At 44.1% G+C, this 22,094-nt stretch carries 16 protein-coding genes; 7 read left to right on the top strand and 9 right to left on the bottom strand.

What is annotated here, in order from left to right; all coding sequences use genetic code 11:
• Positions 1–30: 30 nt before the first annotated feature.
• The 9 genes from DWY57_RS00955 to DWY57_RS00915 form a co-directional block, all read right to left on the bottom strand.
• On the bottom strand, positions 31–2,025 hold the full coding sequence (locus DWY57_RS00955; RefSeq protein WP_119961200.1) for a glycoside hydrolase family 97 protein: 1,995 nt from the start codon (positions 2,023–2,025) through the stop codon (positions 31–33).
• Between the two features lie 14 nt (positions 2,026–2,039).
• Complete coding sequence (locus DWY57_RS00950; RefSeq protein ID WP_119961267.1) at positions 2,040–3,332, bottom strand: acetylxylan esterase; 1,293 nt, start codon at positions 3,330–3,332, stop codon at positions 2,040–2,042.
• Positions 3,333–3,345: 13 nt separating this feature from the next.
• Positions 3,346–5,409 (bottom strand): alpha-galactosidase, encoded by a 2,064-nt coding sequence (locus tag DWY57_RS00945; RefSeq protein ID WP_009037865.1) that lies wholly within the window; start codon positions 5,407–5,409, stop codon positions 3,346–3,348.
• Between the two features lie 47 nt (positions 5,410–5,456).
• Complete coding sequence (locus DWY57_RS00940) at positions 5,457–7,337, bottom strand: FAD-dependent oxidoreductase (RefSeq protein ID WP_119961199.1); 1,881 nt, start codon at positions 7,335–7,337, stop codon at positions 5,457–5,459.
• A gap of 136 nt (positions 7,338–7,473) precedes the next feature.
• Complete coding sequence (locus DWY57_RS00935) at positions 7,474–9,204, bottom strand: RagB/SusD family nutrient uptake outer membrane protein (RefSeq protein ID WP_119961198.1); 1,731 nt, start codon at positions 9,202–9,204, stop codon at positions 7,474–7,476.
• A gap of 14 nt (positions 9,205–9,218) precedes the next feature.
• Positions 9,219–12,521, bottom strand: coding sequence for a TonB-dependent receptor (locus DWY57_RS00930; protein ID WP_226791223.1), 3,303 nt, complete (start codon positions 12,519–12,521; stop codon positions 9,219–9,221).
• Between the two features lie 246 nt (positions 12,522–12,767).
• Entirely contained in the window at positions 12,768–13,772 is a 1,005-nt protein-coding gene (locus tag DWY57_RS00925; RefSeq protein WP_119961196.1) for a FecR family protein, read from the bottom strand.
• Between the two features lie 53 nt (positions 13,773–13,825).
• Positions 13,826–14,407 carry a sigma-70 family RNA polymerase sigma factor gene (locus DWY57_RS00920; RefSeq protein ID WP_118273886.1) on the bottom strand — a complete coding sequence of 194 codons (582 nt, stop codon included), beginning with the start codon at positions 14,405–14,407 and terminating at the stop codon, positions 13,826–13,828.
• Between the two features lie 544 nt (positions 14,408–14,951).
• The gene (locus DWY57_RS00915; protein WP_118273887.1) at positions 14,952–15,821 is read right to left on the bottom strand and encodes an NAD kinase; all 870 of its coding nucleotides are present in this window, start codon (positions 15,819–15,821) and stop codon (positions 14,952–14,954) included.
• A gap of 104 nt (positions 15,822–15,925) precedes the next feature.
• On the opposite strand from DWY57_RS00915, the gene DWY57_RS00910 reads away from it, so the two are divergent.
• The 7 genes from DWY57_RS00910 to recG are packed head-to-tail and all read left to right on the top strand — an operon-like array spanning position 15,926 to position 21,989.
• Positions 15,926–16,639 (top strand): pyridoxine 5'-phosphate synthase, encoded by a 714-nt coding sequence (locus DWY57_RS00910; RefSeq protein ID WP_119961195.1) that lies wholly within the window; start codon positions 15,926–15,928, stop codon positions 16,637–16,639.
• Complete coding sequence (locus tag DWY57_RS00905; RefSeq protein ID WP_118273888.1) at positions 16,639–17,355, top strand: MotA/TolQ/ExbB proton channel family protein; 717 nt, start codon at positions 16,639–16,641, stop codon at positions 17,353–17,355. Before DWY57_RS00910 ends, DWY57_RS00905 begins: the two co-directional genes overlap by 1 nt.
• A 34-nt stretch (positions 17,356–17,389) precedes the next feature.
• Positions 17,390–17,800 carry a biopolymer transporter ExbD gene (locus tag DWY57_RS00900; RefSeq protein WP_005833355.1) on the top strand — a complete coding sequence of 137 codons (411 nt, stop codon included), beginning with the start codon at positions 17,390–17,392 and terminating at the stop codon, positions 17,798–17,800.
• A 34-nt stretch (positions 17,801–17,834) separates the two neighbouring features.
• On the top strand, positions 17,835–18,653 hold the full coding sequence (locus DWY57_RS00895) for a TonB family protein (protein WP_118273889.1): 819 nt from the start codon (positions 17,835–17,837) through the stop codon (positions 18,651–18,653).
• 14 nt (positions 18,654–18,667) lie between these two features.
• Positions 18,668–19,216 (top strand): DJ-1 family glyoxalase III, encoded by a 549-nt coding sequence (locus tag DWY57_RS00890; RefSeq protein WP_119961194.1) that lies wholly within the window; start codon positions 18,668–18,670, stop codon positions 19,214–19,216.
• A 17-nt stretch (positions 19,217–19,233) separates the two neighbouring features.
• Positions 19,234–19,905 (top strand): 2-C-methyl-D-erythritol 4-phosphate cytidylyltransferase, encoded by a 672-nt coding sequence (locus tag DWY57_RS00885; RefSeq protein ID WP_119961193.1) that lies wholly within the window; start codon positions 19,234–19,236, stop codon positions 19,903–19,905.
• On the top strand, positions 19,893–21,989 hold the full coding sequence (gene recG / locus DWY57_RS00880; RefSeq protein WP_119961192.1) for an ATP-dependent DNA helicase RecG: 2,097 nt from the start codon (positions 19,893–19,895) through the stop codon (positions 21,987–21,989). The genes DWY57_RS00885 and recG overlap by 13 nt, the downstream gene beginning before the upstream one ends.
• Positions 21,990–22,094 lie beyond the last annotated feature (105 nt).

Genomic DNA, 22,094 nt, shown 5'->3' with positions numbered 1-22,094 from the left:
GTATCAGTTAACGTTTAAAAAGCCTATGAATTATTCTTTGTATATTTTCAATGCGCATCCGCCTCCTTGTGCCATTTTGACGGTCAGTTTACGGGATGCAGGAATGTCTGTGACGGTCTTTTGGTAGTCGGAAGCCAGGCGGTTGGCATTCACTCCGTCATGAAACATTTCCGCTTTCCATCTGCCTGTACCGAGGAAAGAAAGGTCCAGTGTCAGAGTACGTGCATCCCAATTGGTCAGGGAGCCGACATACCAGACATCTCCTTTCCTGCGCGCCATTGTGATGTATTTTCCAATTTCTCCGTTCATGGCTACTGTTTGTTCCCAGACGGTAGGGATGGCAGCGATGAATTCCGTGCATTCTTCTTCACGGTCATAATTGGTGGGACTGTCGCACAACATGTTCAATGGTGATTCAAATACGACATATTCAGCTAATTGGCGGCAACGGGTTCCCTGGCTCATTGGGGTATCCATTGAGGAGTGGTAACACCGTTTGTTGGCATTGTGCATGGCGCCTTGTGTATAGTCCACCGGTCCGGCCAGCATACGGATAAATGGCATGGTGACATCGTAGGTTACCTGGTCGGTGCGGATGTCGCTCCACTTCATCTGTTCCAGCCCGTGAACGGCTTCATAGTTGATGACATTGGGATAAGTGCGGTTCAGCCCGGTAGGTTTGTACGTGCCGTGAAAGTCTACCATCAACTTATATTTAGCGGCAATTTCGGCAGCCCGGTAGTGGAAGTCTACCATTTCCTGGTCATCCCTGTCCATAAAGTCAATCTTGAATCCTTTGATGCCCATTTCGGAATAGTGCTTGCATACATGTTCCATGTCGCGGGCAAAGGCATGGTAACCAGTCCAAAGGATGAGTCCTACATTCTTTTGCCTGGCATAGGCCGTGAGCTTCTTTAAATCTATTTCCGGTACAACCTGAAAGAGGTCAGCCTCGAGGTTGACAGCCCAGCCTTCATCCAGAATCACATACTCGATGCCATGCCGGGAGGCAAAGTCGATATAGTGCATATATGTTTCATTGTTTATTCCAGCTTCGAAATCCACGCCTTTAATTCCCCAATGGTTCCACCATTCCCAAGCTACTTTGCCCGGACGTATCCACGAGATGTCTTTCATGCGTGATGGAGCAGCCAGCTTATAAACCATATCGTTATCTGCCAGCTCCTTGTCATTTCTTGCCACAACAATGATGCGCCAGGGTAGTTTGGCTTTCGGCTGGCAGGAAGCAATGTAGTTTTCACGTTCTGTGACTAATATTTGCAGTTGGTTATGCCCGCCTCGTTTTTTTGTTTTGGGGACGGCGGCAAAAGCGGAAGTGAGTGCTGTTCCCCCGTTTCTGTTGATGAGGAACATGCCCGGATAGCTCTCCACGTCGGATTCGGCAATACAAAGTTTATGGCCGTTTTCCTGCTCTATTACTACGGGGGTAAACATCAGTCTTTTGGGGTTCAGTCCGGATAGCTCTATATGTGTATAGGTGTTTTCAAAAGAGTTGGAGAACTGGGCTTCTATCGGTTGTTTATCGCCATCTTTTACATAAGGAACAATCGATTTGTAGTCCTTGTTGAAGTTGAAGGCGGCTTCTTCGTTTGTAACTTTGAACGGTCTGTTTCCGGTCGCTGCGAACCGGTATGCCATTCCTTCATTGTACATTCTGAAAATGAGGTTGAAATGTTCCCGGAAACTTAACGTCATTTCATTATAGACATCCTTTACTTCACTGCGTTTGTAGAAAGGAGAGGGAATCACCTCATTTGCCTGGCGATGACTGACTCTCTTAAGATGGGAGCCGTTACCCCAGACTGTCCCATTATCCAGATGTACTGATAAGGGAGAGGGGGCTACCAATGTATGCCCTTCTTCCGTCAGCTCGTAAGTGATCCGGTCACCTATATATAAGGTAACCTCCAACTTGCCGTCCGGTGAGTTCAGACGATATTCCTTTTGTCCGAACATGTTCGGGATGATGAAAAGCAGTGTTGTAATAAAAAAAAGTATTCTCATGATTCTTATAGTTTTTATTTGTTTTGTTGAAAGAAATCAGCGACCCATTTCCATGCGGCTACCCATTGTTCTGGGTAGGCATAATGAGCCGTTTCTTCGGATACTAATATTTGTTTGGGTGCTTGAATTACATTGTAGGCAGAATAGGTAGTAGTGGGTGGACAGACCATATCATTATATCCGAATGAGTAGAATCCGGGAACTTTTATTTGGCGTGCAAAATTAACTGCGTCATAATAACGTGCTGTATTTGCCTTTTCTGCAGTCTGATTTTCTTGCTTGTTAAACATGTGTGGCCATCCTCCGGCACGGTTATGTATATAGCCGACCATGTCACAAAGAGCAGGGTAAAAGGCTACCAGTCCTTTGACACGTGAATCAAGTCCAGCTGTCACGATGGACAATCCTCCTCCTTGGCTACTGCCGAATGTTATCAAATTGCTCCCATCGAATTGTGGTAGGGAATAAATAAAGTCAATGGCACGTACACAGCCTAGATATACACGTTTATAATAGTATTTATCCCGATTATCCAGATTGAACGTGTGGTACCCTTTTAATGCTCCCATATAGAGATTGGTATATACCGGTCCTGACATGTTGACCGGAATACCGTGTATTCCTATTTCGAAAACAATCCAGCCATTGGCAGCATGTTCCACATCTCCGGCATAAGAACGTATTCCTGCACCTGGTAGCTTTAAAACTGCGGGATATCGACCTTTTGCTTTAGGCATAGCCAGCATGCCGTATAAGCGTGTATGGGATTCATAATTCTGTATATTCACATGGAATACATTCACTTTCTCTGTACAACGTTCGGGTACAAGGGTCATTTGTACATCCATTGGTGTCTTTTGAGCCTGGAGCTTTGCTGTTTCCCAGAAATTTAGAAAGTCTTCGGGCAATGATGTGATAGGTTTTAATTTTTCTGGATCGATTCCAACGGTTACTATCCCTTGGTATTCGCGTCCTCCATATTTAACAAAGGCTTGGCAACGGAGAAAGCCAGGTTTTTCCATTGTTTGGGCTTCCACCGTAGCTGTCCCTTTTTCAGCTTGCAATATGCCTTCTTTGTGAGGCTTCATCATATCTTCTGAAATCTGGTACCGAATTTCTGTGTCAGGAATTGGTACGTTGTTTTTCAGTACCGTAATGCTGAATTCTATTTTTTCGCCTGGCTTATATAGCCAGTCTGTATGATTGGGAGTGATCTGTATCCGAATCAGCCGTTCGGCAGGTTGTCCGAAGGCTCGGTAAAACAGCATCAAGAAGGCGATTAAGAGTATACTCCTTGTGATTTTCATGTCAGTCTTTATTTTAGCGTTTGTTTTTAATCTCATACTTGTAGACAACATAGTCATTGATTGATGGCAGAGAGATTTCCAGCCTTCCTTTCTTTCCGGTTACTGCTGTCATCGCTTTGCCGTGTCCCATCAATGGGATACATCTTACTGTGACACCTTCTGGCAGCCAGGTTTCGACTTCTGTAGTCCCTTCTGGATGATTTTCACGGTACACAATCAAGTATCCTCTATCTTTCTTTAGAGACTGGAAGCCGGTCCAAGAGCGTCCCGACGGTTCATCTCCTATGGGTAGGATAGTGCCGGAATGCATGTCATGCTGAAATTTCTTGTAGGCTTCTGTATGTTCTCGTAATGTAAATGCTTCCTCGGGTAGATTGGTACCTTCCATCCAGGCAAGCGGCTGTCCTGCTAAAGTCGTAGCAAACAGATATTCAAATGAATAGTTTTCCGGAGCGAAGACTTCTCCTTTATATTTATCCGTATTTCTCCATTTGTTCAGGAACTCTATTTGCAGCTTTTCTGCCGGAACATATTTGGAAAGCATCCAGAGGTTACGCAAAGTCCAGTAAGGATAGTAGTTCTGCCAGTCGGTATAACGGTTTTCCAGAAAGATATTTCCATATTCATTGAACATGTGGTAGCCTCCGCGGCGGCTGGCTGTCGCATCAAGGTTGAAAATCACTTCCTCGTCCGTCTCTTCCAGCACTTTGTTGAATAAGCGGTGCAGGTTTGTTTCGGCTTCTTTACTGGGAATGGTGAGCCCGTCTATCTTGAATACTTTGATGCCGTATTCGCGATAAAGGCTGATGAGTGCTTGCGCATCTTTCTGCCAATCGGCAAAATCATTTTGTATGCTGGGATTGAACCAAAGACCGATTTCAATACCTAATTCCTTGCCACGTTTTACGATGGGATGCAAACCACGTGGATACTTTTGCGGGTCGGGTTTCCAGTAGTCTTTATTGTCCCAAATGTTCTTGAATGAACCGCGGGCTACAGCTGAATTAGGGCTTTTACCTATTTGCCAGCCATCATCAATCTGGAAATGGGTGATTCCCAGACGGGCGGCGCGTTCCAGTTCTTTCAAACAGAAGGATTCGTTTACTTTTGAGTCCTGGCTACGGTCTCCCCAGGTGTTCATCATAATCATCTCGTCGCGGTCGGCCCGGTAAGTACGTATATTCTTCTGATATGAACGAAGCGCTTGTAGTCGGCTCAGTTCACCTTCTCCGTATATTCCCAATACGCATCCGTATGTTTGGGTCCAACGGTCGGGAGTCACGTCTTTCTCGGTAATGCCCAGGCCGGTTACTGTAAACTTCCCGAAATCAGTCAGAAAATCCTTTCCTTGATAGGCTAATTGTACCGAAGAGCAGGGAGCCTCTTTTAAAAAGAAGATGCCACAGTTGTCCTCGCCATTAAAGGCAAACAGCAGATTGCCGCGATATCCCAGTTTGCGATAGGAAATAATCTCTTTCTCGAAAACCAGGTTGTTGTGCCAGTCGGTCACATCGGAAAATTCCACGCTGCGAGCGTGCCAATGTTGTCCTTGGAAATGGAACTGGTCTAGTACAGCGGTTACTTCTTTAGATTTCATGTCTTCGGCGAATTCAATATTCTTCCGGTCGGCTGCACTAACTTCTCTGCCTCCGAAAATACTGTTTACTGTTCCTCTTAAATAGGTGTCGCAGGCTATGGCTGGACAATCATCATAAATACGATATACCCGTTTTATATCTAGCTTCTCCAGGCTGAAAGAAACTTCTACTTTCAGATAAGCGGGAAATATTTTAGTCTCTTTTACGGGAACTACTTTGAGTGAACCGTTTGATGGTTGCGGCAAATTTTTCGTTACTCTGAAATCTGGAGTAAGGCTGTGGTTCTTCCATGATTTTCCATTACTCTTGTCGGTCAGGCGGTAAGTTATGATATTTCCCCCGTTCCACAAAAAGGTACGTTCGACCAAGCTGTTTCCGATGGTTAAAGTGTCATTTTTCAGACGGCCGTAACAAGTATCTTGTGCGTGTAACGAATATCCTCCGAAAAGGACAAATAATAATGTTAGAATATTTTTCATGATATGCGTGTTTTATTAATACTTAAATTGTAGTATCAACGTGTTTCTTACTTCTTGTTTTTTTCAATGATAAATATACGAGGCTCTTTTAATAATTTTTGTTCATTGAACTTCTGATTATCGGGAATCCCTTCTTTTTTTCCTACTCCCTCTTTCATCAGTGCTTTCAATTCCGGTAGGTGTTTCTGATATACTCCTCTCGGAGTGGTGTTGTACTTTTTACATAAGGAAGCTGCCATCCCGACAACTTCGCCCATCATTCCGGTGGTACGCATTACGCGGACAGTGCCCAGTGCCACATGGGTAACACTGATATTGCGGCCGGCCATAAAAAGATTCTCGATATTTCTGGAATATAGGCAGCGGTAGGGCACTGCGTAAGGATATATATGGATGTGTTTGGTTGCTGCTTTGAAGGGCGCATCAGGAAAGTGTGACGCATTGAGTGAATCCGGGAAATGCAGGTCGATGCTCCAGGTTGTGACGAAGGAGGCATCTTCGTGATAGACATTTTTGTCTATATCATCTTGCTTTAGAATATAATCGCCCAACAATCGGCGTGATTCGCGTTTCCCGGCAATATAGGCTACCCAGTCCAATGCGCGGTTCTTATATTTCTTGTTGTCCTTTAATTCATTTTTCAGAAAACTCCAGTTAGAATAGATGACCATTAAGCCATAATCACGTATACGTTCGAAGTCGTCGATTTGATTGAAGTTCATGCCGGTTTCCCATTTCCATTCACCCATCGTCACTTTTTCGCAATTCTTTTCATTGAATTGCAGGCCGTACGAGAAAATAGGGAAACGGGTAGGTTTACCTTTGTCTGCAGAGTACCATTGTACGGATGAACCCATTGTCATTTTGTCCGGTTGAATCGGTGCCAGCTCTTCTCCGTATTCGGTACGGGATTCGCGTCCCATGTTGTAGTCTGCACCGGCCAGATACCCGATGGTGCCGTCTCCGGTACAGTCGGAGAACAATGGTGCTTTCAGTTCCACTTCTTTTCCATTCTCTATATGCTTGATGATGACAGATTCTATTCTGTTGCCATCGGTCTTTACAGATATGGCGCGGTAGTTGGCATAAAGGGTGATATTCTTTTCATTGGCGATAAAAAGCTCCTTCTTTTCATCTTCATAGTTTGCGGCAGGTTTGGCATTTCCTTCTTTAGAATGTCCGAATTCTCTTATCATACGTCCCAGTCCGGAATTGGGGCCTACTCCGATATTGCCCCCTAAGTGAACCCTGACTTCAGAGCTATTATTGCCGCCAAGTACTGGGCGGTCGTTGATTAATGCCACTTTGCATCCCAATCTGGAAGCGGCTGCGGCTGCACACATACCGGCTATACCGCCACCAGTTACAATCACATCATAGGAGTATTGCTCCGGTTCGGCTGGAATATCCAGCATTTTTTTACGGAAATTTGTCAGTTGTACAGTTTCGTTAGGAGGTAGTTGCTCTTTTTCTGTTGTAAAATAAATAGCATCGCAACGGCCATTGAAACCGGTCAAGTCTTTTAATGTTAGATTACTATTCCCAGCCTTTACTGAAATTTTTCCGGCGGGTTGCCACATCCATTGGTTGCCTTCATCACCTAAAACTATAGGCAGCTTTTTATTACCGATTTTTAGAGTGAACTTTCCTGCTCCTTTGCCATCATACCAGGGAGAAGTCCAGTTATAGGTACGTACATATACATAATATGTACCGCTCTCGGGAAAAGATATGGTAGTGGAAGCATCCTCAACCGGGACTCCCATTCCATGAGCCATTAGATAGGGTGACCCCATAAGATCCATGAATTGCTGGTCTACTACCCATCCTCCTTTTTGGTCAAAGCTTTCTGCTTCTATCAATAGATTGGAGGCTGTGATAAGCTGGCTACAGAACAGTAGACTTAAAATCAATATAATTCTTCTCATAAATATGCGGTTCTTTATTTTGTTGTGGAAACGGTATAAAAGGGCTGCCCTGGATTTCTAATTTGCAGGGGCAGTCCTTTCATTACAGTTTGTTTATCCTTTTATTCACAATCTTTTTACCTATAATGTCTAACCGTTAATACCCTGGATTCTGTTTCATGTTTTCATTAATAATGATTTCAGATGTGGGGATTGGCCATAAATACTGCCGTTCGTCCCATTTGCGCTGGGAAAGTACTTGGATTAAGCCTTCTTTTTCCATAGCAGAGAAGTCTGCGATTCCATCTTCATCTATCTGTGGTGTAGTAGGCCAGAACCACAGTCCTTTTGATGTAACTTTGTCTCTTAATATGTCAGCAGGATATAGAATGCCGTAGTTCTTGGTGTTCAGAGCTTTGGTTGCCAATTTCCAACGAATGAGGTCCATGTAGCGGAGTCCTTCTTTAGCAAACTCTACGCGACGTTCCAGTCTGACTGTCTGGCGTAAGGACTTTTGGTCACGTGCTGTTACTGCCGGATATTTGTCTGTTTCAGAAGATTTCACTCCGTATGCTCTGGCACGTACACTATTGATGGCTTCTAATACAGATTCGTCAATCTTGTTCAGTTCAATCATGGCTTCTGCATAAGTCAACAATACTTCTGCGTAACGTATTTCAATATAGTCACTTTCCACTTTTTGTTTGTTATCTACCCAAGAATCGTCAATACCTTTTTTCCATAGCAATGCATTGAATGAGGTGTATTGTGCATTGGCACGGGTATCTTGGTTGGTTACCATTTTACCGGTTTTGTAGTTCATTACTTTTAATGCATCGGGATGAGGATCAAAGTCAAAGCTACAATGGCGGGTTCCAAATTCTACAATGGTGGCAGTACAACGGGGGTCACGGTTCTTGAAAGGATTGTGGGGATCAAAAAGAGGTGACTCGTCAATGGGCAACCCATCTGTACAGAGGAACGAAGCCAACAAGTCCCAAGAGGGTGCATACGAACCGTATCCTCCAGCATTTCTAGGTAGCTCATTTTTTGTGGCAGTAGCATCGTATAGAATGTTGTATTGCACGGAACGTGGGAATACAAGAATGCTTTCTATAGAATTTTTGGTATTCATCAAGAATAAGTCGCTGAAGTCGGGATGTAATTGATAAGCTTGCAAATTCATACACGCTTTAGCTGATTCGGCCGCAAGTTCCCAATCACCCATGTAAAGGGCAAAACGTGCTTTCATGGCTAGCGCAGCACCTTTTGTGAAACGTTGTGTCGAGTTACCGGTATAAGATACTGGTAACATAGAAATTGCTTTGTCGAAGTCTTGGTAAATTAAAGGTATAATCTCTTCTTTTGGAGTACGTCCTTTTTGGAAGGCTTCTTCAATGTAAATATTCTTATCTAGCCAGACAACATCACCAAAGAAAGAAACGAGTACTGCATATTTACAAGCTCTTGTAAAGTAAGCTTCTCCTCTGTATTGATTCAATATTTTTTCAGAGACACCAGCCTTTTCGGCGCGCTCAGACTTTTCAAGAAATGTATTGGCCATTGTTATACATTTATAGTTTGATTGCCATTGCTCTACTGGATACCAGTTCTCTGTTCCACCATCACCATTTACTGTACCGTCTAGGAGGTTGCAACGATTCACATTTCTATAGGTGAAGTTGTCGGTGGCTTGTTCCAGAAGTCCCTGGTTCATTTTATTCCAATATCCTATTTTATAGAATTCATTGGCAGCCATCAATAGTTCTTCTTCTGAAGAATACCAGTTTTCAGTGGAGGCCTCAGACAATGGAACTAAGTCCAAGTCATTGCAGGAACTTGCTAAAAATCCAAGTCCTAAAGCTAATATTATAAATTTATGTTTCATTTTTTTTCTTTCTTTTAAAAGTTAACAGATACGCCTAACAATATAGATGTTGTGATAGGATATTCACTTACTCCCATTTCAGGGTCCCATCCTTTCGGATATTTGCTCAAACAGAATAGATCGGAAGCACTGGCATAAATGCGTGCACCTTTGATGCCTATTGCGTTCATCCATTCTTTAGGGAATGTATAGCCTAAAGTTATATTTTTGAGACGGAAGTAACCTCCGTTGAACAGCCAATAATCTGACATGGCATAGTTGGAACTTTTGTTTACATGGGTTAGACGAGGATATTTGGCAACTGCGTTTTGTTCGTCCGTATTATAAGGACTCCAATAGTTTCCATCAATGATGGCGGGGAAATTCCCGTAATTGTTACGGAATGGTTCTACCATTTCTCTTGCCAAGCGTGCATTTTGTTTTCCGACACCTTGGAATGCCAATGAAAGGTCAAAATTTTTGTACCCCAAATTGATATTACCACCATATAGGAAATGGGGTAATGAGCTGCCTAGTAATACTCGGTCATATTCAGGAGAAATCTTTCCGTCGGGTACACCGTCAGGACCAGATATGTCTTTGTATTTAATATCGCCCAATTGAGTGTTCTTATCATTGATTTTGGGAGAATTCTTTAAGTCTTCTTCTGTCAGGAAAAGACCATCGCTAACATAGCCATACCACTCATTGAATTCACTGCCTTCCATTTTAACTTTGTCACCGAGGAATTGGGTTCCTTGTAAATCCCCCATTTTGGAGGTGAAGTCAGAGAAGTTAATGGCTATTCCGTAGCTGAAGTCACCGATGTGGTCATTCCAACTGACATTCAATTCATAACCTTTGGTTGACATTTTGCCGGCATTGACGTCTGGGTCAGAGAATCCTAGAAAATCAGGGATAGCCATTGCTAATAGCATGTCTTTAGTATTTTTCCAGTAATAGTCACCGTTCACACGTAAGCGGTTGTTCAAGAAAGAAATGTCTAAGCCAATGTCTGTAGATTCAGTTTTCTCCCATGTTACATTTTCAATGGCATATTTCTGTTGGGATGCAGTTTGGTCAAAATAAATACCGTTGTTTTGATAGAAAATAGTGTTCCCAAATGCAATGGTTGACATATATGGGAAATCGCCAATACGTTCATTACCTAATGCTCCCCATGTAGCTCTAATCTTCAAGAATGACAGCCAGTCCCAATTAAGATTCTTCATGAAATTTTCTTCGCTGAGTACCCAACCGGCAGAGAAGGAAGGGAATGTACCCCATCTGTGTTTCTTTGCAAAACGTGATGAGCCGTCATGACGTATATTGGCCTGGAATAAATATCTGTCGGCATAGCTGTACATGACACGTCCGAAGTAGGAACGATAAGCGTACTCTTTTCCTTTTCCAGAGTTGCCAATTAAATCTTTAGGTCCATTATTGAGGTATGGAAAGTTCGTGAGAACGTATCCGTCTCTGTCAGCACCTAATTCTTCAATATATTCGTAATAGTTTTCGTAACCTGCCATAAGGTTGATGTCATGTTTTCCGGCAAACTTCTTTGCATAGTTTGCTATTAATTGTGTAGTGACATTGTAGCTGTCATTGCGGGTTTCTGAGAGTTTGGTTGTGTTGTATAGTCCGCTGTTGTCTAAGTATCCCCCTATTGTATTGGGATCATCTGCCAATGTATAGCTGGCTGCTTTCTTGAATGTTTTGAACTTGTCGTAATTAAAGCGAGGAGCAACGATTGCTGAAATTTTAAATCCGTCAAAAGGCTTGAAATCAATAGATGCTTTACCGCCCAATGCTGTGTACCATTTTTTTGTTGTACCACCCAATTTCATCAATCCATAAGGGTTAGCTCCTGATTTGCCTTCAGCTATACGGCCGTCATCCCATACTCCTGCATAAATAGCAGGCATGTAGCGCATCATTCCGAATGGAGTGAATTGCGGCATGTGGTGTTTAGTGCGCTTAACATTGAAGTCCAATGTAGCACTTAACTTTTGGGTAATGTTGAAGTCATTGTTTACACGTAATGTATAGCGTTGGAAATAACGGTCACCGTACAGACCGCCTACTTCATCATACGCTAAGGATGCTTTGGTCTTAACGACCTTGCTGCCGCCTGAAAGGTGGATACTGTGACTTTGACGGGTTGCGGACTTCTCAAGAATCAGATCTTGCCAGTCGGTTATAGGATACTGGTTGGGATTGGTTGCATTGTTTTTCACCCAGTTATTAACTTGATCTTCTGAATAGGCTTGGTATTTGCCACCGTCCGGATTATCTGTATATCGTAATTCATTAGCCATTTCCAGAAAACGTTGCACGCCTACAACCTCAGGCTCTGCGGTAGGTATTTCCCAACCGAATTCACCGTTATAGGTCAATGACAGTTCCTTGTCACTGGCTCTTTTGGTGGTGACAAGAATAACGCCAGCAGCGGCACGAGAACCATAAATAGCAGCGGAAGCAGCATCTTTCAATACAGAAATGCTCTCAACGTCGTTGGCATTTACTGAATTGATGTCACCAGGTACTCCATCAACGATAACCAAAGGATCTGAATTCCCGATGGTTGTGATACCACGTACATATATCTTGTCTGCATTTGCACCAGGCGCATTATTGTTACGGGTTACCATTAACCCAGGGATGGTTCCTTGCAAAGCGGTGGAAAGGGAAGTTGTTTTACGGGCGGCTACTTCTGCACCTCCCACAGAACCTACTGCACCGGTCAAGTCTTTCTTTTTTACGGTACCATAACCGATAACAACTACTTCTTCCAAAGTCTTTGAATCTTCTTGCAGCACTACATTGATTGCGCTTTTACCGTTGACAGCAACAGATGCCGGTATATAGCCTACGTAAGAAACGGTTAGAGTAGCTTTCTCCGGCACATCTTCCAATGTATATTCACCGTCAATGTTGGTTATTGTTCCTTGTGTAGAGCCTTTGATAATAACGGAAGCTCCGATAAGCGGCTCATCATTTTCGTCTACGATTCTACCGGTTACTTTCTTTTTAGCACCTACAGATTTGTTGGTTTGCTGGAACAGCAAAATCTGCTTGTTTGCTTTTATTTCAAAGGAGATTTTCGTTCCTTTAAATAATTCTTTCAATACGGTCTCAAGTGAAGCATTTGATACATTTAAATCCTTTTTTGTTTCAAGATTGGGAAGTTTGTCTGTGTAGAATACGTTATAACCGCTAGCTTTTTCAATTTGCGGTATAATCTGCTTGATGGTCTGCTTGTTTACAGATAAACTGATTTGGGCGAAGCTGTTTCCCCAGAAAAACAGTGCACCCAGCAGTACTAAAGACCGCATAATCATTTTGTTTTGTCTCATGTCTAATAATATTAGATTAATTGTTTTTTATTTTGAGAAAGGCGTACCAAAGACCTGCTCTAATAAGATATTAGAGTAACTTATGACGAATTTCTCGTGAATGTTTAAACTAGAATTTTATTTTGCTGCCGAAAGCTGGCAGTTGTGTTTGATGAAGTAAAAAGTTTATAAAATCTATTCCATATTTTCCTTTTTAAGTTAACATAAAGAGTTTATTAAACACTACTAATATATTACGATCGTATTATCAGATTTTATTTTGTAATTAATGCCGCCAGCTTGGCTGATGTATTCTAATACATTATTCAAACTGCTATTCTTAATGATGCCGTGATAAGTATATTGTTTTACTTTCTCGTTTTTGAATATAAATTTGCAATTATACATTCGAGTAAGCATGGTACAAATTTCTTCAAAAGATTCACCGTAGAACGCTAGTTCATTGCTTCTCCATAGCAAATAACTTGCATTAGGATGAAGCTCGCTTTTTTCGAACTGTCCATTGGTTAGGTTACAAACGAGCCTTTCGTTTGGCTTCATATATGCCTCGTGTCTGCCGTCGTCTACTTTAACCTTTCCACTTATCAGGATTACAGCTACTGATTTATCGTCTTTATGTGCACGTATATTGAAGCTTGTACCTAGTGCTTGTACATTGATGCCATTTGCTTTCACGATGAAAGGCTTTTCCTTGTCCTTTGCAACTTCAAAATAAGCCTCTCCTTCCAGGGAGACCATACGTGTTTTCTTGTTGTAAGTGTTGTCATATACAATTCTTGAATCGGAATTGATGTAGACCTTTGTGCCGTCAGCCAAAATGATGTCGGCCTTCTGCCCGTTGGATACGGACATGGTGACTTCTGTATTGGCGTCATCGGCCAGTCGTTTGACTCCTGCATAATAGGCTCCGCTTCCCACTGCCAATATGATGCAGGCAACTGCAGCATAGCGCCCAATCTGACGCAGGAAACGGTTCCTTGTTTTCAGGACCTTCGTTTCCGTGGTGGAACTTGCGTCTATCTGGCTTAAAAGTTCGGTGAACATTTCATTTTGTACGGCTTTGTCCATCGTGTCCGGAGCCAGTGCCCAGCATTGCTGATAGTATACGGAAAATTTCTGTTGAAAATCCGGTTGCTTAATCCATGATTTTAACTGCACATCTTCTTCAGGGCTGGTCAGTCCACGAAAAAAACGATCCAATAGTTCAATATGACTGTCTTTTTTATCCATGTTCTGTAATATATATCCGCAAGTCTGTCAAAACACTCACAGAATTTTGAATTTTAACAATTGTTTAGAAAGTAAAAGGAGAGAAATAACATGATGAATTTACGTAGTTCTTCTTTCAGTAGTTTCATAGTACGGTAGAAATGAGCCTCTACAGCACGTTCCGTCAAATCTAACTGGGATGCGATTTCCTTATTGGACAGTTCTCCTGCTCTCTTCAGCTGAAAAACCTTTCGTGAAATTTCCGGTAAGCCTTGCAGTAGTTGTTCTATCTGTTTTTCAATGATGGAGATGTCCATATCCACGGTATCTCCTTCGATAGCTGCTTCTTCTGTTTTCAATTTGTTTTCTACAAATTTGTTGTGCAGTAGCATGCGTTCGGTTTCTTTATATACCATGTTGCGTGCAATGGTGCATAGATATGCCGGAAAGCTCTTCGCTGTATCCAGATTGCTGCGTTTTTCCCATATCGCCATGAAGCTGCTTTGGGTGATGTCTTTGGCTAATGACTTATCATATACAAGAAGAATAATGGTGTTATACAGCTTTGCACTATATTTTTCGTACAGCGCTTCAAAGGCAAATTTATTGCCTTCTCTCAATTTGGCTACCAATAGAGTATCATTTTCCTTCTGCATATTAATTCATCTTATATTTAAGGTTATAGACGCCATTCTAAATGGCATTTCCTTTGTTTGACAAAGTGTTATTTTACATAGATTATGCAAGAATAGACTGCAAAGGTGGCGTTTTTATTATTTATTTAAAAGCTTTTGGTTGAAAATATACATTCTTATTGCTTCTACGTCTGGACTTGTTTTATTCTTCTGTCGCGTGTTGAATCAGTTATCGGCTACAGGTGGTAGGTATCTCATTTCGGTATGTCGTTTTCATCTATTCCCAGCCGAAACAAGGGCTGAATAATAATCTGTATTGTTTACAAATAGTGTGGGCCTGAATAGAGTCGTATTCTGAACCTAATTCTGTCGTATAGTGAATGCCATTCAGTCGTATATTGAATAAGGTTCAGTAATATGTTGAATACAGTGTGCTTAATAATACTGATAATCAGATTGTTACAAGCTTTTGTTTCGTCCTTAATAAAATGCGACAAATTGCCGGAATATCATTGCGCTCATTTCGCAGTGGATACGAATAAGAATTTTGGGAAGTGATATAGGCTTATCTGATATCTGCCCCCCACATCAGTTTATTACGAAGCGTATCAAAAAAGATGTGGTTGTACCGCTTGACTACCTTTATGCTATAGTCGGCACGTGAGATGTGCAACCGGGTCGTTTCTTTGCAGGACTCGCTACGGCCGTCGATGGCAACCAAGAAGTTATGGCTGCGGCTTTCCACATCAAGTGTAATTTCCCAGTCGTCACAAATGACGATGGGACGGACGTTGAGGCTGTGTGGAGCCACAGGGGTGATGGCGATGGTTTTACTGTGAGGCACGATGACCGGACCACCGACGCTGAGTGAGTAGGCGGTGGAACCGGTAGGTGTGGAGACAACCAGGCCGTCAGCTTGATAGGTGGTCAACGGAGCGCCATTGATGGCGGCGTGGATACTGATCATGGACGAACTGTCCCGCTTCAATACAGCTATCTCATTGAGGGCGTAAGGGGATTGCATCAAGCGTTCATCGTCGCACCTCAGTTGCAGTACACTACGCTCTTCTACCTTATAGTGATTGTTGTAGATTTCATCGAAGGTCTCTTCCATCTCTTCCGGTGAGATGTCGGCAAGGAAACCCAGCCGGCCGGTATTGATGCCCAGTATGGGGATATTCTTCTTTCCTACACGGCTGGCTGCTTTCAGGAAAGTGCCGTCGCCACCGATGCTGATAACCATGTCGGCACAGAAATCATCTCCGTCAAACAATTCGGCGTCAGGTATGTTTAGATGTAAATCGGCAGTCAGGAAGTGATGAAATTCCCGGCAGATGCAGAGCTGTGCATGATGCTGTCCGAGCAACCGGAAGAGGTTTTCTGCATGCGAGGATTTCTTTGCTTGGTAGGTATTTCCGAATATGGCAAATTTCATAATCAATTCTGTTGGATTGAAGTGCAAAGATGCTATTTTTTTCTCAGAATGCTGCCAATATATAACTATTATTTGTACTTTTGTCCCAAACTATAAACCGAATTATGACTAGATTAAGCGTTAATATAAATAAGGTGGCAACGCTGCGCAATGCCCGTGGAGGTGATGTTCCGAATGTTGTGAAGGTAGCGCTGGATTGTGAAGACTTTGGTGCTGATGGCATTACGGTGCATCCCCGTCCTGATGAGAGGCATATCCGCCGTAAGGATGTATATGATTTGCGGCCGTTGCTGCGGACAGAGTTCAATATCGAGGGTTATCCTTCACCCGAATTTATGGATTTGGTCTTAAAGGTGAAACCGCATCAGGTAACTTTGGTGCCCGACAGCCCTACACAGCTGACTTCAAACGCAGGCTGGGATACCAAGACCCATTTTGACTTCTTGAACGAAGTGTTGGATGAGTTCAACAATGCCGGTATCCGTACTTCCGTATTTGTTTCCACCGATGCCGAAATGATAGAATATGCTGCCAAAGCCGGTGCCGACCGCGTGGAGCTATATACGGAACCTTATGCTACGGCTTATCCCAAAGGACGGGAAGCGGCTGTAGCTCCTTTTGTCGAGGCTGCCAAGGTGGCCCGCAGCTTAGGTCTGGGGCTGAATGCCGGACATGATCTGAGCCTGGTGAATCTGAATTATTTTTATCAAAACATTCCGTGGCTGGACGAGGTGTCCATCGGGCATGCGCTGATTAGTGACGCGTTGTATCTGGGATTGGAGCGTACGGTCAAGGAATATAAAAACTGTCTTCGCTGATGAATGTAATGTTGTTATTGGCCCAAGTGGCTCCGGCACTGACTGACTCTATTGCAGGTGCCAATCCGGTACTGACACAAGTAAACGCTTCCGACGAAATGAATTTATGGAGTATGGCCATCAAAGGTGGCTGGATTATGGTTGTCTTGGGGTTGATGTCCGTACTTTGTTTCTACATCTTGTTTGAACGTAATTATGTTATCCGGAAGGCGGGGAAAGAAGACCCTCAGTTCATGGATAAAATAAAGGATTATATTTTGGGTGGGGAATTGAAAGCTGCCATTGCTTATTGTCGCAGTGTGGATACTCCCTCGGCCCGTATGATTGAAAAGGGTATCAGCCGTTTGGGACGCCCGGTGAACGATGTGCAGGCTGCCATCGAGAATGTGGGTAATATTGAGGTTGCCAAACTGGAGAAGGGAATGACGATTATGGCCACGATTTCCGGTGGCGCTCCTATGCTAGGCTTCCTTGGCACGGTGACGGGTATGGTACGTGCGTTTTGGCAAATGGCAAATGCCGGAAATAATATTGATATAACGTTGCTTTCCGGTGGTATTTATGAGGCGATGATTACTACGGTGGGCGGTTTGATAGTCGGTATTATAGCTATGTTTGCCTACAATTACCTGGTGACATTGATAGATGGCGTGGTCAATAAGATGGAAGCCAAGACAATGGCATTCATGGACTTGTTGAACGAACCGGCGAAATGATTAATTAAAGAATTAAGAATTAAAACTTAAAGGCGTGTTAAAACGTAGAGCTAAAATATCACCCAATTTCAGTATGGCGTCCATGACGGACCTGATTTTCCTGCTGCTGATTTTCTTTATGATAACATCTACCATGGTATCGCCCAATGCTATCAAGGTACTGCTGCCGCAGGGAAAGCAACAGACTTCTGCAAAGCCTTTGACAAGAGTTATCATAGATAAGAATCTGAATTATTATGCTGCTTTTGGCAATGACAAGGAACTGTCTCTGACGCTTGAAGAATTGACTCCTTTCCTACAATCGTGTGCGGAGAGGGAGCCTGAAATGTATATAGCTTTGTATGCTGACGAAACAGTGCCTTACCGGGAAATCGTGAAGGTGCTGAACATTGCAAACGAGAATAAATTCAAGATGGTGCTGGCTACACGACCACCGGAAAACTAAATCGTACATTGTACATGGCTAAATTGTAAATGCAATGGTGAATCGGAAGAAGAAAGGAAAATATATAGGTATGGCAGGTGCACTTGTGGTGCATGTTGCCATTATTGCCCTTCTGATACTGGTAGGATTCACACTGCCGGAACCCTCGGAAGAAGGCGGTGTGCCCGTTATGCTGGGAGAGGTGCCCGATGCACTGGGCCCTGCCGACCCTTCTTTGGTAAAGGTGGATGTCATGCCGGAGGAAACCGCTCCTCAGGTGCAGGAAACGGTGGAGCAGGACATCATTACGCAGGAAACTGAAGAAACCGTTGCCATAAAGCCTAAAGCCGAACCCAAGAAAAAGGAGGAGGTGAAGAAACCGGAAAAGACGGAAGCCGAAAAAGCAGAAGAGGCTCGCAAACTGGCAGCGGCAAAAGCCGAACGGGAACGTAAGGAAGCCGAGGAAGCTGCCCGTAAACGGGTAGCTGGCGCTTTTGGCAAAGGTGCTCAAATGGGCAGTAAAGGCGATACGGAAGGCGAAGGTATTCAAGGAAGTCCTACGGGGAATGCTCCGTCCGGAGCCACTTCGGGTACGGGAGGCTACGGCTCGTTTAATTTGGGCGGACGTTCTCTTGGTGAGGGCGGATTGCCGCGACCGGTATATAATGTGCAGGATGAAGGTAGGGTTGTGGTGACCATCACAGTGAACCCTGCCGGACATGTGATAGCGACCAGCATCAACCGCCAGACCAATACCGTCAATCCCGCATTGCGGAAAGCGGCAGAGGATGCTGCCAAGAAAGCCCGTTTCAATGCGGTAAGCGGCTTGAACAATCAGACGGGAACAATAACGTATTATTTTAATCTAAAATAAGAGGAGGAACAATTATGGGTACAGTTTATGTCTTTTTTGCCGACGGATTTGAAGAAATAGAAGCTTTTACTTCTGTGGATGTGATGAGACGCGCCGGACTGAACGTAGAAATGGTGACGGTAACCCCTGATGAAATAGTGACGGGAGCACACGATGTTCCGGTCTTGTGCGATAAGAATGTAGTGAACTGCGACTTCTTTGATGCAGAGCTTATATTATTGCCTGGCGGTATGCCGGGTGCGTCCACTTTGGAGAAGTGTGGAGAACTGCGTAATCTGTTACTGCGTTTTGCCCAAGAGCAGAAACCGATTGCTGCTATTTGTGCGGCTCCTATGGTATTGGGTAAGCTGGGATTGCTGAAAGGCAAGAAGGCTACTTGCTATCCCGGCTTTGAACAGTATTTGGAAGGTGCCGAATGTACGGGTGCTCCGGTAGAAAGAGACGGCAATATCATCACTGGTAAAGGACCGGGCGCTGCCATGGAGTTTGCATTGGCCGTAGTGGAGCTGTTGCAAGGCAAAGAGAAAGTGCAGGAACTGAAAGAAGCCATGTGTGTCCTTTAATTTTCAATTCTCAATTAATGGAGTATGCTCTGATTGTTGCCGGTGGCAAAGGCTTGCGCATGGGGACCGAACTCCCCAAACAGTTTCTCCCGATAGGGGGGAAACCTGTTTTGATGCGCACTCTGGAGGCGTTTTATGACTACAATGCTGAGATACGGATAATATTGGTGCTTCCCCACAGCCAGCAGGATTACTGGAGGCTGCTGTGCAGGGAGTACCGTTTTTCATTGCCGCATGCCATTGCAGATGGAGGGGAGACGCGGTTCCACTCTGTAAAGAACGGTTTGGCTTTGGTCAAGACACCAGCTTTAGTCGGTGTGCACGATGGGGTGCGTCCGTTCGTGGCCCGGGAAGTGATTGCACGCTGTTATGACTTGGCGGCCGAAAAAAAGGCCGTAATTCCGGTAATCGGTGTGGTGGAGACCGTTCGCCGTATGGAAGGGAAAGGCAGTGTGACTGTCGGCAGGGATGATTATAGATTGGTGCAGACTCCCCAGGTTTTTGATGCGGAACTGCTGAAAGCGGCATACGAGCAGCCTTATGCACCCCATTTTACCGATGATGCTTCTGTGGTGGAGGCATTGGGCGTATCTGTCTTTTTGACGCCGGGAAATCGGGAAAACATTAAAATAACCACTCCTTTTGATTTAAAAATAGCCACAGCTCTGATAGGTTCATGTTCGATTTAGCCACGCGTGACATAAAATATTTGTCGGGCGTCGGGCCGCAGCGTGCTTCGGTGCTCAATAAGGAATTGGGCATTTATTCCTTGCACGATTTGCTATATTACTTTCCATATAAATATGTAGACCGCAGTCGGATTTATTATATTCAGGAGATCGATGGGACAATGCCCTATATTCAGCTGAAAGGTGAAATACTAAGTTTTGAGACGGCTGGAGAAGGGCGCCAGCGCAGGTTGATTGCTCATTTCTCGGACGGTACGGGGGTAGTGGACCTGGTTTGGTTCCAGGGCATCAAATATTTGGTAGGGAAGTATAAAGTGCATCAGGAATATATTGTGTTCGGAAAACCGACCTTCTTCAATGGTAGAATAAATATGGCTCATCCGGATATAGACTCTGCTTCGGATTTGAAATTGTCGTCCATGGGGTTACAACCTTATTATAATACGACTGAAAAGATGAAACGGAGTTCTCTCAATTCGCATGCCATCGAGAAGATGATGAATACGGTGGTGCAGCAGTTGCGTGAGCCGTTGCCCGAGACCCTTTCTCCCGCTATACTTGCCGAGCATCATCTGATGCCGTTGACGGAAGCTTTGGTCAATATACACTTTCCCGCTAATCCGGATTTATTGCGTAAGGCACAGTATCGCCTGAAGTTTGAGGAGCTCTTTTACGTACAGTTGAATATCCTGAGGTATGCAAAAGACCGTCAGCGGAAATATCGCGGTTATATTTTTGAAAGGGTGGGCGAAGTGTTCAATACCTTCTACTCCCGTAATCTTCCTTTTGAACTGACCAATGCACAGAAGCGGGTATTGAAGGAAATCCGTAAGGATGTAGGCTCAGGAAAGCAGATGAACCGCTTGCTGCAAGGGGATGTGGGAAGTGGAAAGACGCTTGTCGCACTGATGAGTATGTTGATGGCGCTCGATAATGGTTTTCAGGCATGCATGATGGCACCTACCGAGATTTTGGCAAACCAGCACTATGAAACCATCCGTGAGCTGCTGTATGGAATGGAGGTACGTGTGGAACTGTTGACCGGTTCTGTTAAGGGCAAGCGGCGCGAAGCTATCCTTGTCGGTTTGTTGACGGGAGACATACATATACTGATAGGTACCCATGCCGTCATTGAAGATACGGTGAATTTTGCTTCGCTCGGTTTGGTTGTGATTGATGAGCAGCATCGTTTCGGTGTGGCCCAACGGGCACGCTTGTGGACAAAGAATGTACAACCTCCCCATGTATTGGTGATGACGGCAACCCCGATTCCCCGCACATTGGCAATGACGCTTTATGGCGACCTGGATGTGTCTGTCATCGATGAATTGCCTCCCGGACGTAAACCGATTGTCACTCTTCATCAGTTTGATAGCCGTCGGATAAGCTTGTATCAGTCCATGCACAAGCAAATTGCCGAAGGCCGGCAGGTCTATATTGTCTACCCGCTGATTAAGGAAAGCGAAAAGATTGACTTGAAGAATCTTGAAGAAGGGTATCTGCATGTTTGTGAAGAGTTTCCCGAGTGTAGGGTTTGCAAGGTGCATGGAAAGATGAAACCTGCTGAAAAGGATGCTCAGATGCAATTGTTCGTATCCGGTGAGGCACAGATAATGGTGGCTACCACCGTGATTGAGGTAGGTGTAAATGTGCCCAATGCTTCGGTGATGGTGATTGAGAACGCCGAGCGTTTCGGGCTGTCCCAGCTTCATCAGCTTCGGGGACGTGTAGGACGTGGAGCTGACCAGTCCTATTGTATCCTGGTTACCGGCTACAAGTTGGCGGAGGATACAAGGAAGCGTTTGGAGATAATGGTGCGGACTAATGACGGCTTTGAAATAGCGGAAGCAGACTTGAAACTACGTGGTCCTGGAGATTTGGAAGGGACACAGCAGAGCGGCATTGCTTTCGATCTGAAGATTGCCAATATAGCCCGTGACGGACAACTGCTGCAATATGTCCGTGAAGTAGCGCAAACGGTGGTGGATACAGATCCACATGGCATGTTGCCTGAGAACGAGGTCTTGTGGCGACAACTGAAAGCGTTGAGAAAAACGAACGTTAATTGGGCTGCCATTAGCTAAAAAACGGTTAAACATGCACTTTTATTACATTTTATGTTGTAAAACATGTTTGCTTGTAAGTCTCCTATCTATAGGGGATTAAGACATCTTTGCGAGCTTTACATT

The organism is Bacteroides sp. AF25-5LB (assembly GCF_003602965.1).
Taxonomy (GTDB): domain Bacteria; phylum Bacteroidota; class Bacteroidia; order Bacteroidales; family Bacteroidaceae; genus Bacteroides; species Bacteroides uniformis.
Note: the sequence above shows the minus strand (reverse complement) of the source record. Positions and strands in the feature narration are given on the sequence as shown.